This window comes from Streptomyces odontomachicola (genome assembly GCF_039605595.1).
Taxonomy (GTDB): Bacteria; Actinomycetota; Actinomycetes; order Streptomycetales; family Streptomycetaceae; genus Streptomyces.
On record NZ_JBCFOK010000002.1, the window covers coordinates 87,464 to 101,460 of the forward strand.

The 13,997-nt window shown below is 73.3% G+C and carries 14 protein-coding genes; 7 read left to right on the forward strand and 7 right to left on the reverse strand.

Features of this window, described 5'->3' with window-relative positions:
- Positions 1 to 7 precede the first annotated feature (7 nt).
- Positions 8 to 655 carry a TIGR04282 family arsenosugar biosynthesis glycosyltransferase gene (locus ABEE00_RS03105; RefSeq protein WP_345744058.1) on the forward strand — a complete coding sequence of 216 codons (648 nt, stop codon included), beginning with the start codon at positions 8 to 10 and terminating at the stop codon, positions 653 to 655.
- Entirely contained in the window at positions 652 to 1,305 is a 654-nt protein-coding gene (locus tag ABEE00_RS03110) for a methyltransferase domain-containing protein (protein WP_345743632.1), read from the forward strand. The genes ABEE00_RS03105 and ABEE00_RS03110 overlap by 4 nt, the downstream gene beginning before the upstream one ends.
- 51 nt (positions 1,306 to 1,356) lie before the next feature.
- Here the strand turns inward: ABEE00_RS03110 and ABEE00_RS03115 are convergent, their stop codons facing one another.
- Together ABEE00_RS03115 and ABEE00_RS03120 are read right to left on the reverse strand one after the other, a co-directional pair.
- Positions 1,357 to 2,478, reverse strand: a complete 1,122-nt coding sequence (locus ABEE00_RS03115) for an epoxide hydrolase family protein (protein WP_345743633.1) — start codon at positions 2,476 to 2,478, stop codon at positions 1,357 to 1,359.
- Positions 2,479 to 2,531: 53 nt separating this feature from the next.
- Complete coding sequence (locus ABEE00_RS03120; protein WP_345743634.1) at positions 2,532 to 4,076, reverse strand: MFS transporter; 1,545 nt, start codon at positions 4,074 to 4,076, stop codon at positions 2,532 to 2,534.
- Positions 4,077 to 4,127: 51 nt separating this feature from the next.
- Here ABEE00_RS03120 and ABEE00_RS03125 point away from each other — a divergent pair, with 51 nt between their 5' ends.
- Positions 4,128 to 4,712: a CGNR zinc finger domain-containing protein gene (locus ABEE00_RS03125; protein WP_345743635.1), complete on the forward strand. Its 585-nt coding sequence runs from the start codon at positions 4,128 to 4,130 to the stop codon at positions 4,710 to 4,712.
- A 210-nt stretch (positions 4,713 to 4,922) separates the two neighbouring features.
- Here the strand turns inward: ABEE00_RS03125 and ABEE00_RS03130 are convergent, their stop codons facing one another.
- The 5 genes from ABEE00_RS03130 to ABEE00_RS03150 form a co-directional block, all read right to left on the reverse strand.
- Positions 4,923 to 5,408, reverse strand: a complete 486-nt coding sequence (locus tag ABEE00_RS03130; protein ID WP_345743636.1) for a hypothetical protein — start codon at positions 5,406 to 5,408, stop codon at positions 4,923 to 4,925.
- Positions 5,409 to 5,781: 373 nt separating this feature from the next.
- Positions 5,782 to 6,258 (reverse strand): hypothetical protein, encoded by a 477-nt coding sequence (locus tag ABEE00_RS03135; RefSeq protein ID WP_345743637.1) that lies wholly within the window; start codon positions 6,256 to 6,258, stop codon positions 5,782 to 5,784.
- A complete protein-coding gene (locus ABEE00_RS03140) occupies positions 6,255 to 7,559 on the reverse strand; it encodes a molybdopterin-dependent oxidoreductase (RefSeq protein ID WP_345743638.1) in 1,305 nt (434 codons plus the stop codon). Before ABEE00_RS03140 ends, ABEE00_RS03135 begins: the two co-directional genes overlap by 4 nt.
- Before the next feature lie 221 nt (positions 7,560 to 7,780).
- On the reverse strand, positions 7,781 to 9,151 hold the full coding sequence (locus ABEE00_RS03145) for a hypothetical protein (RefSeq protein WP_345743639.1): 1,371 nt from the start codon (positions 9,149 to 9,151) through the stop codon (positions 7,781 to 7,783).
- A gap of 103 nt (positions 9,152 to 9,254) precedes the next feature.
- The gene (locus ABEE00_RS03150) at positions 9,255 to 9,866 is read right to left on the reverse strand and encodes a SigE family RNA polymerase sigma factor (RefSeq protein ID WP_345743640.1); all 612 of its coding nucleotides are present in this window, start codon (positions 9,864 to 9,866) and stop codon (positions 9,255 to 9,257) included.
- A gap of 453 nt (positions 9,867 to 10,319) precedes the next feature.
- Between ABEE00_RS03150 and ABEE00_RS03155 the strand changes: the two genes are divergently transcribed.
- From ABEE00_RS03155 to ABEE00_RS03170, 4 genes are all read left to right on the forward strand, one after another.
- Positions 10,320 to 10,922 (forward strand): hypothetical protein, encoded by a 603-nt coding sequence (locus ABEE00_RS03155; RefSeq protein ID WP_345743641.1) that lies wholly within the window; start codon positions 10,320 to 10,322, stop codon positions 10,920 to 10,922.
- Between the two features lie 88 nt (positions 10,923 to 11,010).
- Entirely contained in the window at positions 11,011 to 11,811 is an 801-nt protein-coding gene (locus ABEE00_RS03160) for a response regulator transcription factor (RefSeq protein WP_345743642.1), read from the forward strand.
- 2 nt (positions 11,812 to 11,813) lie between these two features.
- Complete coding sequence (locus ABEE00_RS03165; RefSeq protein WP_345743643.1) at positions 11,814 to 13,055, forward strand: sensor histidine kinase; 1,242 nt, start codon at positions 11,814 to 11,816, stop codon at positions 13,053 to 13,055.
- Between the two features lie 151 nt (positions 13,056 to 13,206).
- Positions 13,207 to 13,581: a hypothetical protein gene (locus ABEE00_RS03170; RefSeq protein WP_345743644.1), complete on the forward strand. Its 375-nt coding sequence runs from the start codon at positions 13,207 to 13,209 to the stop codon at positions 13,579 to 13,581.
- The last annotated feature ends 416 nt before the right edge of the window (positions 13,582 to 13,997 follow it).

The window sequence follows — 13,997 nt, forward strand, 5'->3', positions numbered from 1 at the left end:
TGGGCAGATGGAGGCTGTGGGCGAGACGACCGTGCTCGTGCTCGCCAAGGAGCCGGTGCCGGGCCGGGTCAAGACCCGGCTGACCCCGCCGCACACCCCGGAGGAGGCCGCCGGGCTGGCGCGCGCGGCGCTGGAGGACACCCTGCACACCGTGGCAGGACTGCCCGTACGCCGCCGCGTCCTCGTCCTGTCGGGTACGCCGGGACCGTGGCTCCCGTACGGGTTCGAGGTGGCCCCGCAGGCCGGAGGCGGGCTGGACGAACGCATCGCCGCCGCCTTCGCGCTGTGCAGCGGGCCCGCGCTGCTGATCGGCATGGACACCCCGCAGCTGTCGCCTTCCCTGCTGGCACCCGCGCTGGAGGCCGGGGCCTGGCGGGGGTGCGACGCGTGGTTCGGCCCGGCATGCGACGGCGGCTTCTGGGCCCTGGGCATGGCGCGGCCCCGGCCGGACCTCGTACGCGGCGTCCCGATGTCGGCGCCTGACACCGGGTCCGAGCAGCGCCGCCGCCTGGTCGAGGCGGGGCTGTCGGTACGGGACCTGCCGCCGCTGCGTGACGTGGACACGGCGCGGGACGCGGAGGCCGTGGCCGCCGAGTGCCCCGGGAGCCGCTTCGCCGCGGCCCACGCGCGCCTGACCAGGACGGTCACGCCGTGACCGCCCCCGTTCAGGCCCCGGCGGCCTGGTCGGCCGGGCCCTACGCCCGTGCGCTGCGGAGCGGGCGCGGTCCCCTCTATCTGCGGCGTACGGACGGATGGCTGCTGCCCCTGGAGGTGGAGCGCTGGTGCGCGCCGCCGGACGGTGCCGATCTCGGCGTACTGCGGCGCTGCGAGGGCGCGGTACTCGACCTCGGCTGCGGCCCGGGACGCCTGGTCGCTGCCCTCGCCGAACGGGGGCTGCCCGCGCTGGGCATCGACACCTCCCCGTACGCGGTGGCCCGCACCCGGCAGGCGGGCGGCAGCGCCCTGCGCCGCTCCCTCTTCGAACCGCTCCCCGGCGAAGGCCGCTGGAACACCGTCCTCCTCCTGGACGGCAACATCGGCATCGGCGGCGACGTCCCGGCGTTGCTGCGCCGGGTGGGCCAACTCCTGGCTGCCGACGGCCAGTTGCTCGTCGAGGCGGCGCCGACGGAGGTGGAGGAGAGCGTCCACGTCCAACTCCACGACGGCGGCACGGGAACCGGCCCTTCCTTCCCCTGGGCACGCGTGGGCCCCGCGGCACTGCGCCGGTGCGCGGAGGGGGAGGGGTGGCGGGTGATGGAGCAGTGGGGGTGCGAGGGGCGGGTGTTTTTGGGGGTGGGGCGGTGAGGGGTTGCTCTGCGCCGTGGGGCGCTGGCTTCCCAGGGGTGGCACGGACCGTCAGCGGAACAGGCGGAAGAACCCGCGCACCTGCTCGACCAGCGACTGCGGCTGCTCCAGCGCGGCGAAGTGGCCGCCGTGCGGCAGCTCCTCGTACCAGCGCAGGTCGGTGAAGCGCAGCTCGGCCTCGCGCCTCGAGGGGCGGGTGATGTCGCGCGGGTAGACCGAGAGCCCGGACGGCGCGGTCACCTTGTCCCGGAAGTGGGCGAAGCTCTCCCAGTACAGACGCGCCGAGGACGTGGCCGACGTGGTGAACCAGTAGACCGAGATCTCGTCGAGGATCGTCCGCCGCGACACCGCGTCCTCGGGGTGGCCGCCGTTGTCCGTCCACGCCCAGAACTTCTCGGCGATCCAGGCGGCCTGCCCCGCCGGGGAGTCGGTGAGGGCGTAGCCGAGCGTCTGCGGCCGGGTCGCCTGGATCGCCGAATATCCCCGGCCGGTGCGCCGCATCTCCTTCTCGGCCTCGATATTCGCCAGCTCCGCGGGCGTCGGGTCCTCGAACGTGCCCGCCGCCACGGATCCCAGGTTCAGGTGGACGCCGGCGACCCGCCCGGGCGCCACCTCGCCCAGTGCGCCGGACACCGCCGAACCCCAGTCACCGCCCTGCGCGCCGTAGCGTTCGTACCCCAGCGAGCCCATCAACGTGTCCCAGGCGCGGGCGGTGCGCGTGATGCCCCACCCGGTCGTCGACGGCTTGTCGCTCCAGCCGTATCCGGGCAGCGACGGCGCGACCACGTGGAACGCGTCCGCCGGGTCACCGCCGTGCGCGCGCGGGTCGGTCAACGGGCCGAGAATCTCCAGGAATTCGAGCACCGAACCCGGCCACCCGTGCGTGAGCACGAGCGGGAACGCGTCCGGCTCCGGCGAGCGTACGTGCACGAAGTGGATGCCCAGTCCGTCGATGGTGTCGCGGTATTGCGGGAACGCGTTCAGCCGCTCGGCGAACCCGAAGTCGTAGTCCTCGGCCCAACTGCGGCACAGTTCCCGCGCGTACGCCAGCGGCAGCCCCTGTGACCAGTCGTCCACCGGCTCGCGCTCGGGCCACCGCGTCCGCCGCAGGCGTTCCCGCAGGTCCGCGATCTCGGCTTCGGTGATGCGGGCCTCGAACGGCTCGGCGGACATGGCAAGACTCCTTGCTGGTTGCTGGTTGCTGGTTGCTGGTTCCTGGTCGCTGGTCAAGGCGTTGTCGGATCGGATGCGGGTGGACTGTCCGGTGGGCTCCCGCGCGCGGCGTCGGGTTCGGGGCGGCGGTGGGTGGCAGGGCGCCGGGTCAGGCCGAGGACGAATCCGGCCAAGGGGAGTGCCGCGAGTACGGCGAGGGCCACCGGTCCCGGCACGATGCCGGAGAGACCCGCGACAGCGGCCGGACCGATCCCGCCGCCCAAAACGTTCATGAAGGTGAACAGGCCCTGTGCTGTGTGGCGGTCGTCCGCTGCGACCAGCTCCGGTGCGAGGCCGACCAGTACGGCTTGGGTGCCGGCGAATCCGCACACGGTCAAGGCCGTGCCGACGACGACCGGGGCCGGCGTGGTGGAGACCGCGACCACGAGTACGCCGACGACGGTGAGTGCCGCGAGCCCGGCCGACACCTGCCAGCCGGTGAACCGGTCGGTCAAGGCGCCGACCAGCCGCCCGGCCGGCACCGAGCAGACGGCGGCCGGGACCAGGAGCACTCCGGCTTCCAAGGGGCCGCCGCCCGTGGCCTGTTCGATCAGGGACGGGGCGCGGAACAGCACCCCGTAGTAGCCGGCGAAGACGGTCCCGCCGATGAGCCCGGCCGCCAGGAAGCCACGGGCCGCGATCACCCGCCGCGGCACGAACCCGTCGGGCGTGCTGCGTACGCGCCACCACAGCCCCACGGCGGCGAGCGCCCCGGCGGCGGCCACGAGGAGCGTGACCGGAGCGGGCAGGCCGACCGAGTGCGCCTGCAGCAACGTGATCAAGGAGCCGGCGAGTACCGACAGCACGGCCGCGCCGACGATGTCGAGTCGCCCGGTCGAGCCGTTCCGCTCGCCGTTGCCGTTGCCGTTGCCGTTGCCGTTGCCGTTGCCGTTGCCGTTGCCGCTGCCGCTGCCGCTGTCCCTGCCGTTCAGCGTCAGCGCGCGTCTGCTCGGCCATGCGGCCAGAAGGAGGGGCAGCGCGAGGACCGGGATCGCGAGCACGGCACGCCACCCGAGCCATGCGGTCACCGCCCCGCCCAGCAGCGTCCCGCACCCCGACGCCGTCGCGCTGGCGGCCGCGATGATTCCCAGGGCGCGCATCCGTTGCCTCCCGGGAAGGGCGGTGGCCGCGGCGAAGACGGCGATCACGGTCGCGCCCGCCCCGGCACCGCCGACCAGCCGGCCGACGATCACGACGGACAGCGTCGGCCCGGCCCCGGCGAGCGCGGAGCCGGCGGCGAGCGCCACGACCCCGGCGACCAGGACCTGGAAGGGACTCCGGCGGGCCAGCAGCCGGCCCGCGACCGGCATCGCGAGCGCGGAGGTCAGCGACCACGCGGCGAGAATCCATGCGGTGGCCCCGAACGGCACAGCGAGCGCGCGGCCGACGGCCGGCAGGGCCACCGACGGCGCTCCCAGCGCCACGTACATCGGCAGCACCAGCATCCCCAAGGTCAGCCCCAGCCGACGCCCGTCCGGGGCACCGGCTCGCTCCGGCGCGCTGACCCCTCCCGACGGTATGGCCTGCGGTGTCGTCCCTTGCCGAGTACGCTGTGACATGCGAACGCTCCTTTACGTGTAACGCTACGGAGCAGTGAGGAGACACGTCAAATGCGGGATGCGTATCACAGTCCCCCGGTGGTCCAGGCGGCCGTCGACCTGGCCAACACCTTGATGCCGGTCAAGGGGGAGGACGCGCTCGAAACCGTGGAGCAGCTCCGGGAGTTCCTCGACGGCCATCCCGCGGTTGCGCCTCCGAGTTCGGCCGCGCATCAAGGGGCCGGTCGGCGGCATCTCACCCGCGCCGATCTGGCGGAGGTCCGCGCGTTGCGCGAGACGGTGCGTGAGGTGCTCGAGCGGGCGAACGCGGACGCGGACGATGTCGCGGCTCTGCTCAACGACGGTCTGCGTCGCAGTCGCGCCACCCCGGTACTGCGCCACGAGGACGACCGCTGGTGGACCGAGGTCACCGCCGACGCCGACCGCTGCGCGGCGCACCTTGCCGCGACCATGCTCAGCGCGCTGGCCTCCGTGATGGCCACGTTCGGTCCCGCTCGTCTCGGCGTCTGCGCCGGGACGGCCTGCCGGGCCACTTTCGTGGACCTCTCGCGCAACGGCTCGAAGCAGTACTGCACGCGAACCTGCGCACACCGGGCCAGCGTCGCGGCCTACCGGAGCCGGCGCAGCCCGAGTTGAGCACCGGCACCCACCCCTGCCGGGCCGGCTTCGGGGTTTCCCCGAGTCCGGCTTCCACGAACTCGTTCGCGGACACCGTGGCCATCCTCGTTGCGGAGATCCGCGCTGAAGAACCGTCCGCAGAGGGCCGACCGCCCTCCGCCATTCCTGCTCGGGCGGAGGGCGGCGGAAGCCGTCACGGGATCGGTGGCCCGTGGCGGCGTGTGCTCATCACGCTGGGGATTGCTGCCACAGTTGCTCGGCGCCCGGGGCGCCGCAAGGGAGGGTGAGGGCAGGGGCGTTGGGCTCGTCGTCGGTGATGCAGGCCAGGCCTACGGCCACGTTCCGGAGCGTGCTGTCGGGGGCGTTGGTGTCGAAGAACCAGGACTGGGCGGGCGGCGCCGAGCCACAGGAGCGGAGCGCGACGGGCTGGCCGATGGCCTGGAACGTGGCGCACTGCCCGGGGTACGCGGCGCTCTCCAGGGTCCAGCTTCCGGGAGCCACGCCCGGAGTGAGGTGGAAGCGCTCCGAGGGCAGCACCCCCTGCGGGTTCGAGGCCACCACCGGGTCCCTCGCGTCGAGATAGTTCTCGGTGGTGGCGTTCTGGAACGTCACCACCGGCCCACCCGGCGGAGCCGCCGCGGCGGTCCCGCACGTCGCCAGCGCGCCGCCGGCGGCCAGCGCCGTCACGGACAGGGCCACCGCAATCCTCTTCACACGCATCACAATCGATCCCTTCGCGGAGCTTCCACGGAGCCTTTCGCCGGAAATCTAGAGCCCGTTCAGTCCGCCCCCACAGGTGTTAATCCACCCTCCCGGGAATTGGCTGTTTATCTCCCCAGTGCGTCCCGCGGGAGGGATTCGATTCTTCGAATGCCAGCCCGGGAAAGCCACGGAAATCCCGCGGGCCGATAACTCACTTGAGTGAGGCGGTAGTTCGCACGTACGGAGGGACCGAACCCCGCCGCGTCTCCGGAACGCCCATGTCAGGACACCCGCCATCCGTCACCCGCCCGCAGGGGTGGCCGGAATGCGCGCCGAATGTCTTCGCCCGGCATGCATGTTCGCATCCCATTCCATCCCGCGACCGCTACGGGCGACTCCTTTTCCCCCGCGTACGCAAATCGCGCGCCCGTCGCCACCAGCGCACAACGCCCGCGCGCAGCACCCCGTAAAGCGACGGTACTCCACGTACCGCCACCCAAAACGCGGCGGCCAGTACCACGCACACCAGGGACAGCGCCCACCCGCGCGGATAATCCAGCGGCGTCACCGTCGGATTGGCCGAGGTGCCGAACCGCAGCATCACCGGCAGGGCGATCAGGGTCAGGCAGCCGCCGGTGATCAGCGCGCCCCGCTGCACCCCGCGTGCCGGGAGGCGGCGCAGTGCCGTCCCGCATGCCAGTACCAGCGGTACCAGCACCAGATCGTGGAGGCCCACGGCCCCGGCCAGCCACAGCAGTACGGGGCCGACCGTCCCCGCGTACGTGTCGGCGACCAGCAGCACGACGCCCGTGACCAGCAGCGCGAGGCCGCCAAGGCCCAAGCAGACGCGTAGCGTCCTCATGTCAGGACCTCCAGGCTGTGCACCCACTTCGTCTGGAGGACGCCGGGCCTGTTCGGCGCGATGATGCGGGCCGGAAATCCGTGATCGAGCGTGAGCGGGCGCCCGTTGAGATCCAGGGCCAGCAGAGTGAGCGGATCGCGGGCGTAACCCGAGGGCATCTCCGTCACCCGGTAATTGCCCGCGCGCTCCAACGAGACGACCCGCAGCGCCGCACCCCGCGGCGCGCCCGCCCGCTCCAGCAGATCGCGCACCCGCACCCCGCCCCACCGCGCCGACTTGCTCCACCCCTCCACGCATGCGATGGGCAACTCGGCCTCGTACTGCGGCAGTTGACGCAACTCCGGCAGCGACAGCTCGTACGGGTGCGGGCCCCGCACACGCAGCCGCCAGCCGCGCACGGTGGCGGGGGAGACCCGCGCCATGGCGGCGGTGCGGTTGACCGGCAGCCCCTGCGGGCCGTGGTCGGGGTGCCGGGGTGCGAGCACGTCGGCCCAGCGCAGCGGCGTGAACGACTGCCCCACGGTGGCCAGCGTGACCGCGCCGACCGCCGCGCCCACGCCCAACAGCAGCGAGCGCCGGTCGCGTTCGACGCCGTCCGCCGGTGACGTGGAGCCGGCCGTACGAGGCTCGGCACCCGTACCTGTAGCCGTACGCCGCCAATGCGCGGCGATCAGCGGCGCCTTCACCGCCAGGTGCAGCAGCAGGGAACCCGCCAGCACCCAGGCCAGCGCCCAGTGCACCTGCCGGAAGGAGAAGGGCCACGGGTACCACTGCACGGTGTTGAGCAGCCCCATGAACAGCTCCAGCAGCGCCGTGCCCACCAGCACCGCGACCGACAGCCGCTCCAGCGCATGCCGCACACCCCGCAGCACGGGCCACGCGAACAGCCGCGGATAGACCGTCCACAACTTCGCCAGCAGCAGCGGTACGGAGGCGATGCCGGTGGCCACGTGCAGACCCTGGGTGAGGCGGTACCCCCACACCGGCCGCGTGGGCAGCAACGCGCGCATCCACCCGGCGGGCTCCTGGAGGAAGTGGCTGACCAGGCCGGTCACGAAGCACAGCAGCACGGCGGCGCCGAGCCACCGTCCGATGGCCGTGGCGGTACGCGGATCGTGCAGGGCGCCGGCGAAGCGCACGAGGGGCCCGCGCGGCGCGTACCGCTTGAGCCGCCGCACCCATCCCGGTACCGGCAACACCGGTAGCCCCGGCACCGGTACCCGCCACGCCTTCGCGCCCCGCCCCCGCCGGGGCACCCAGGAGCGCCGGACCTTCGCGCCCTCACCGCGCCGCAACTTCATGCCCCCGCCTCAACCGGCTCGTACGGATGCCGCGCCCGGCCTGCCCGTACGGACTCCTCGTACGAACCACGCGTATGGACTCCCTGCGCGGGCCACGCGTATGGCCCGCTCGCACCCGCCGCCCGCACAGGTCGCGCCCCCCGAACTACCGCAAGAGGGCGACCCGTTGACGCGCCCCGGCCACCCGCCGCGCACCACCCCATCGCCGCTGCTCACCGCCCTCACCACCCCGTCATCAGCAGATGGTTGACCGCCAGGGCGAGCGTCGCCTGGGCCGTCAGCCACCAGCGGACCGTTCCGCGCGGGAGCAAGGCGGCCAGCGGCAGCAGCCACAGGGTGAAGGGCAGCCAGATGCGCTCCGTCTCGGCCTTGCTCAGCCCCGACGCGTCCGCCAGCAGCAGCGCCGCGAGCGCTCCCGTGGCGAGCGTCACCAGCGCGCCGCGCCGCAGTGCCGCCGCTCTGCGCAGCCCGGCTAGTACGGCCGGGCCGAGGACCACGCACTGCACCGCGAGGTTGGCCCACACGAAATATCCGTAGGGGCGGAAGCCGCCCGCGCCCTGGTAGTAGCGCTGATGCAGCGTCACATACCCCTCCCACCAGGAGAAGCCGCCCGCCGCGAAGAGCACGAACCAGCACGCCATGCCCACCCCCACGAGCACCACGGACAGCGCCAACGCCCGTACGGGCACGCGCAGGTGGCGGTGAGCGGCGACGAGGACCGCCAACGCCACCGCGCCCAGCAGCACCAGCCCGTACGAGAGGAAGCACAGCAGCCCGAACAGCAGCCCCGACCCCAGCGCGGCGAGCGGCGGCCGGCGCACCGTACGGGTGACGGCCAGCGCGAGCAGCGCGACCGCCCATGCCCCCACGGCGGTGAAGCAGCCGTCGGCGGAGACGCCCATCCAGACCGCGGCGGGAGCCAGTGCGAGGAAGGGCGCCGCACGCCGGGCCGGTACCTCGCCGCCCAGCGCGCGCAGCGTCACGATCACCGCGGCCGCCGCGGAGGAACCAACAAGGAGCACGAACACGCCCGCCCAGCCGCCCCCGTGCAGCCCCAGCCGGTCCAGCCCCACGAAGGTGAGCAGCGCACCGGGCGGATGCCCGGCCACGTGCGCGGGCCAGTGGCCGGGGGAGTCGATCAGGATGCGGCCGGTGAAGGCGTGCAGGAAGGCGCCCAGGTCGCGCACTTCGCCGACCGAGCCGAGGTATTCGTGCACCGTGGTCAGCCGCCCGGCCACTCCCATACGCCAGCCGTCGATCAGCGCCAGGGACGTGCTCCAGGCCAGCGCCGCGCCCCAGCAGGCCGGGGCCAGCGCGCGCGCCGGGAGCCTGCGCGCGGTTTCGGGCCCGTACGCCACCACCAGCGCGGCCACCACCAGCGCCGCCGGGGTGCCGGGCCCCGCGTGCGGGAACCAGTGCGCGTACAACGGCGGCCACCGCAGCACCAGTACCCCCTCGCCCTCCTCCAAGGGGCGCCCGATCAGCACGGCGAGGGTGAACAACAGCGCGCCCGCTCCGGCCGCGCACAGGTCGTAGAGGTTGCCGCGGGCCGTGCCACCGGAGGTGCCGGCCGCGTCCCGAGATGCGCTCACGCGCTCACCGTAGGCCGCTGACCAGCACCGCGGGCCGCTCAGCTCGCAGATGTCACCGGGCTGTCAGATCTCGGGAGCGGGTGCCGGGCGTGGCCTGAGGCTCTCATGCGTCGCGGGCGGGCTCGCGAGGCAGAGCCCGGGCCTCACCGGGCCGGACCCCGCCGACCCGCCCCTCCGCGCGCAGCTCCAACTCCGCCCGCAGCCGCGCCAACGCGCGATGCAGCGAGCTCTTGACCGTGCCCGGCGACATGCCCAGCGCCTCGGCGGTCTCCAGGGTGGTGAGCTGCTCCCACAGCCGCAGCACCACCACGCTGCGCTGGCGGGGCGTGAGTTGGCCCAGCACGTCGGTGAGCAGGGCACGGTCCGCGTACCGCGCCATCTCGTCCTCGGCCGTCGGCGCCTCGGGGAGCTGCTGCACCGGCACCTCGCGCAGGCGGCGCGAACGCCACCACTCCGTGCGCGTATTGATCATCGTGCGCTTGAGGTACGCGTCCACCAGGGACTTGTCGGCTATGCGGTCCCAGCGTCGGTACATGCGGATGAGGGCGGTCTGCAAGAGGTCCTGGGCCTCGGCCGGGTCGGCGACCAGCCGGCGCGCGGAGCGCAGCAGGGCGTCCTGCCGGGTGCGCACGTACTCCTCGAAGTCCAGCTCCCCGCAGCCGGACCCGCGCCCGCTCTCCTCCGGCCTGACTCCCTCAGGACACTCCGTCGCCATCGCTCATCTCTCCTGTCACCCCGTCGTCGTGCCTGTACGGGAGAACCTAGGCACCCGGTGTCGGAGCGGAGCAGCGACCGGCCAGCGGACGGCGCGCGATCAGCCATCGGTTGTGTAACAGCGGCGCGGGGTGGTGACGCGTGCGGTCTGCTCGCTGCGGCGCATGCGGCCCGGGAAGCCGCTGGGCACAGCATCACCGGCGGTGTCGCGCGGCCCTTCCGTACGCCGCCGGGGCTCCGCCGCGCGTCGCCATGGACCCCGGCGCGAAGGCCGTACGCTGCGGTTATGCCCGCCGCGCCCCACGCGTCCCTCCCCCCACCCGCGCCGCCGCCTTCCTCGCGCACTCGGAACGAGCAGCCGCGCGCAGCGAGCGCCCACGCGTCGGCGGCGTACCAAGGGCGGGGAAGCAGGCCATCGGGAGGACGCGTACGACGCATCGTCACCGCGACAGGCGTGACGGCCCTCGCCGGCGTCCTGCTCGCGGGCTGCACGGCCAGCGACGGGCTGCGCGACAACGGCCCCGCCTCGAAGGTCTCGGCGCCGCCCACTCCGTCCCCCGTGTGGCCCGACCTGCCCACCCCCTCGCCCTCCGGCGAGGAATGGGACGCCGGCGGGCCCTTCGACGTGGTGCCCGGGGTGCGCGCGCCGGACGGGGATCTGCGGAAGGTGCCGGCCCGCGACCTGCTCGCCGCCGACCGGAACCCGACCGTGGAGGGCATGCTGCGCAAGTGCCACGACGGGCCCTGCCGCCTGCGCAAACCCGTCTACCGCGACCTGACGGGCGACGGCAGGGACGAACTGGTCCTGGGCTACGCGGGCCCGGGCAACCGCATCCTGGTCGAGGTCTACCGCGCCGAGGGCAGCAAGGTCCGCCCCGTCCTGCTGCACTGGGGCGAACCGGGGCTCACCGCCGAGACCGTCGGGCGCGACCTCGTCCTGCGCGAGGTCCTCTACGGCGAGGTCTCCGCCGCCCGCTACCGATGGAACGGCACGATCATGAGTCACGTCTCCACCGAGAGCCGGCAGGGTCCCGCGGCCCGACCGCCCTCCCGATGAGTCCGCCGCGTCCCGCGCCCCGCCGACGTACGTACGTCCCCACCCCACACGCCTCATCGACCGCATCACGACACGAGGACCACGACTCATGACCCACGTTTCCGGCACGCCAGGAGCCGACGCCGGGGCCCGCCTGCTCTTCGTCGAGGACGACGAGGTCATCCGCTCCTCGCTGGGGCAGGCGCTGGAGCGGTACGGCTTCACCGTGCACACCGCCGACGACGGGCTCAGCGCGCTGGAACTCTTCCGTGAAGTGCGGCCCGACCTGCTGCTGGTGGACGTCATGCTGCCCGGCCTGGACGGCATCGGCCTGTGCCGCAGGCTCCGCGAACAGAGCCTGACCCCGATCCTCATGCTCTCCGCGCGCGGCGACCCCTTCGACGTGGTCTCCGGGCTGGAGGCCGGTGCCGACGACTACGTGACCAAGCCGTGCGAGAGCTCGGTGATCGTCGCCCGCATCCGCTCGCTGCTGCGCCGCGCGCACTACCCGCCGCCGCACGCCGCCGAGCCGCAGGCCACACCGACGCACTCCACGTACACCTACTCCACGTCCACGCCCTCCGCGCCGCTCTCCCCGGCGGAGAGCGAGGACGCCGACCCCGACCTGCTCACCTTCGGCGACCTCACCGTCGACACCCGCGGAATGGAGGTGCGCAAGGCGGGCCGCACCGTCGACCTCACCCCCACCGAACTGCGGCTGCTGCTGGAGTTCGCCGCCTCGCCCGGCGCGGTGCTGGAGCGCCAGACGCTGCTGCGCCGGGTGTGGGACTACGCGTGGGAGGGCGATTCGCGGGTGGTCGACATCCACGTACAGCGCCTCCGCGCGAAGATCGGCTCCGAGCGGATCGAGACGGTACGCGGCTTCGGCTACAAGCTCCGGCGCTGCTGACCGTGTCCCTCAGATGGCGGCTCGTGCTCGTGGTGGCGGCGGTGGCCTGCGCCGTCGCCGCGGTGGTGGGCGTGCTGGTGCACCAGTTCTCGTACGCGCGCGAGATGAGCCACGCGCGGCAGACCGCCCTGGTCCAACTCGACCGCGCGGTCAGCGTGTTCAGCCGCACCGGCAGCGTACGGGGCACAGGCGGCGCCCTCGACGACCCGGGCGTGCCGCCCCGGCTGCGCGAGCTCGTACGGGAGGGGCACCGCGGCACCGAGACCGGGCAGGACAAGTCGGGGCCCGGCATGTGGGGCGCCCGCCCGGCCGGTGACCGGATGCTGTCCGTGCGCGTCGACATGACCGCTTCCGAACACGACATCAAGTCCCTCGACACCAGCACCGCGCTGGCCGTCGCGCTGTCCGTGGTGGCCGCGCTCCCGGTCGTCGTGGTGATCGCCGACCGGATGAGCAGGCGCCTGCGTACGGCCGCCGGAACGGCCCGGAAGATCGCCGACGGCGACCTGGACGCGCGCATCGCCGCGCCCCGGCGCTCGCGCGACGAGATCTCCGAGATCTCGCACGCCGTGGACTCGATGGCGGCCGCGCTCCAGGCACGGCTGCTGAGCGAGCAGCGCTTCACCGCGGACGTCGCGCACGAGCTGCGCACGCCCCTGATGGGCCTGGTCGTCTCGGCCGAACTCCTGCCGCCGGGCGAGGAGTCGGCCCGGGTACGCGAGCGTGCCCGCGTACTGAACTCCCTGGTCGAGGAGCTGCTGGAGATCTCCCGCCTGGACTCGGGCGTGGAACGGGCCGATGTGTCCCGGTGCCGGATCGGCGCCGTGGTCGAGGAGTCGGTACGCCGTACCGAGGTGCCGGTGGAGATGGCGCGCGAGGGTGCGGCCGTGGCGCGTACGGCTGCCGGGGACGAGGTCGAGACCGACTGCCGCCGCCTGGACCGGATCGTGGCCAACCTCGTGGTCAACGCCCAGCGGCACGGCGCCCCTCCGGTGGAGGTGACGGTGGACGGCAGGACCGTGACCGTACGGGATCACGGCCCCGGCTATCCGGAGGCGCTGCTGGAGGCGGGCCCGCAGCGCTTCCGCAGCGGCACTCCCGAACGCGGCCGCGGCCACGGGCTCGGCCTCACCATCGCGCTGGGCCAGGCCCAAGTGATCGGCGCCACCCTCACGTTCGCCAACGCGCCCGACGGCGGCGCGCTGGCCACACTGCGCCTGCCCGCGCATCCGCCGCGCGACTGAGCGGCGGCCGATACCTCGCCGATACGCGGCCTCGGGAGGGCCGAGACGGGGCCTGCCTAGCGTGCGGAGCGTGGGTGCCGACCGGCGCCCGGGCCAGGTCCGATGAGACTCGGACGCCCTCCGCATCCTTCAAGGACTTCAAGGAGCAGTCATGCGCAAGCAGACCATGCCGTCCATGCGCCGCTTCCGCCGCACCGGTGCGCGCGCGGCCCTCGGCGCGACGGTGACCGCCGCGGCCCTCGCGGTGCCGGCCGGCGCGGCGTTCGCCATGCCCACCGACTACGTGAAGGAGGTCAAGGCCGACAGCGGCGAGACCCTCAAGCTGGACAGCAAGGCCTACACGGCCACCGTCTCGGACCCCGAGCACGGCGTGACCGGCCAGGTGAACCCCGACTCCGGTCCGGTGCAGAGCCGCATGGACCCGAACGGCACCTTCACCATGAAGCACACCCACGGCAAGACGAAGATCATCTACAAGCACGACGGCAGGACGGCCCAGACCTTCGCCTTCCCGATGGAGGCGTAACACCTGACGCTGGCACAGCGACCACGCGCGGCGACCACACGCACCGAACATGCAGCGGCCCCCGGCCTCAACTCCCTTGGCCGGGGGCCGCTTTCGTACGTCGGCCGCGGCCGCGAGGCCACTGCGGCAATCCCGTCCGCCCCCGGGAGGAGCCCGCTGGCGTCGGGAGCATGGCGGTGGCAGCCGGTGCAGTCTTCCGGCATACCCCGAGGTGAGAGTCCCGGAGGTCGGGCGCGAAGAAAATCTGTGATCGCGAGAGTAGACATGGGGGCGTCGTGGGGGTAACGTTCTTCTCGTACTCGCAGAGATCAAAAGAGCGGGGCAGATGATGGACTGCCCCGCATGCAGGTGAAGCAGGTTGTGGACCGGCAGTCGAGTGGCGTGGCCGGATGGTGAGGGCTCCGCCACTGGCTGCC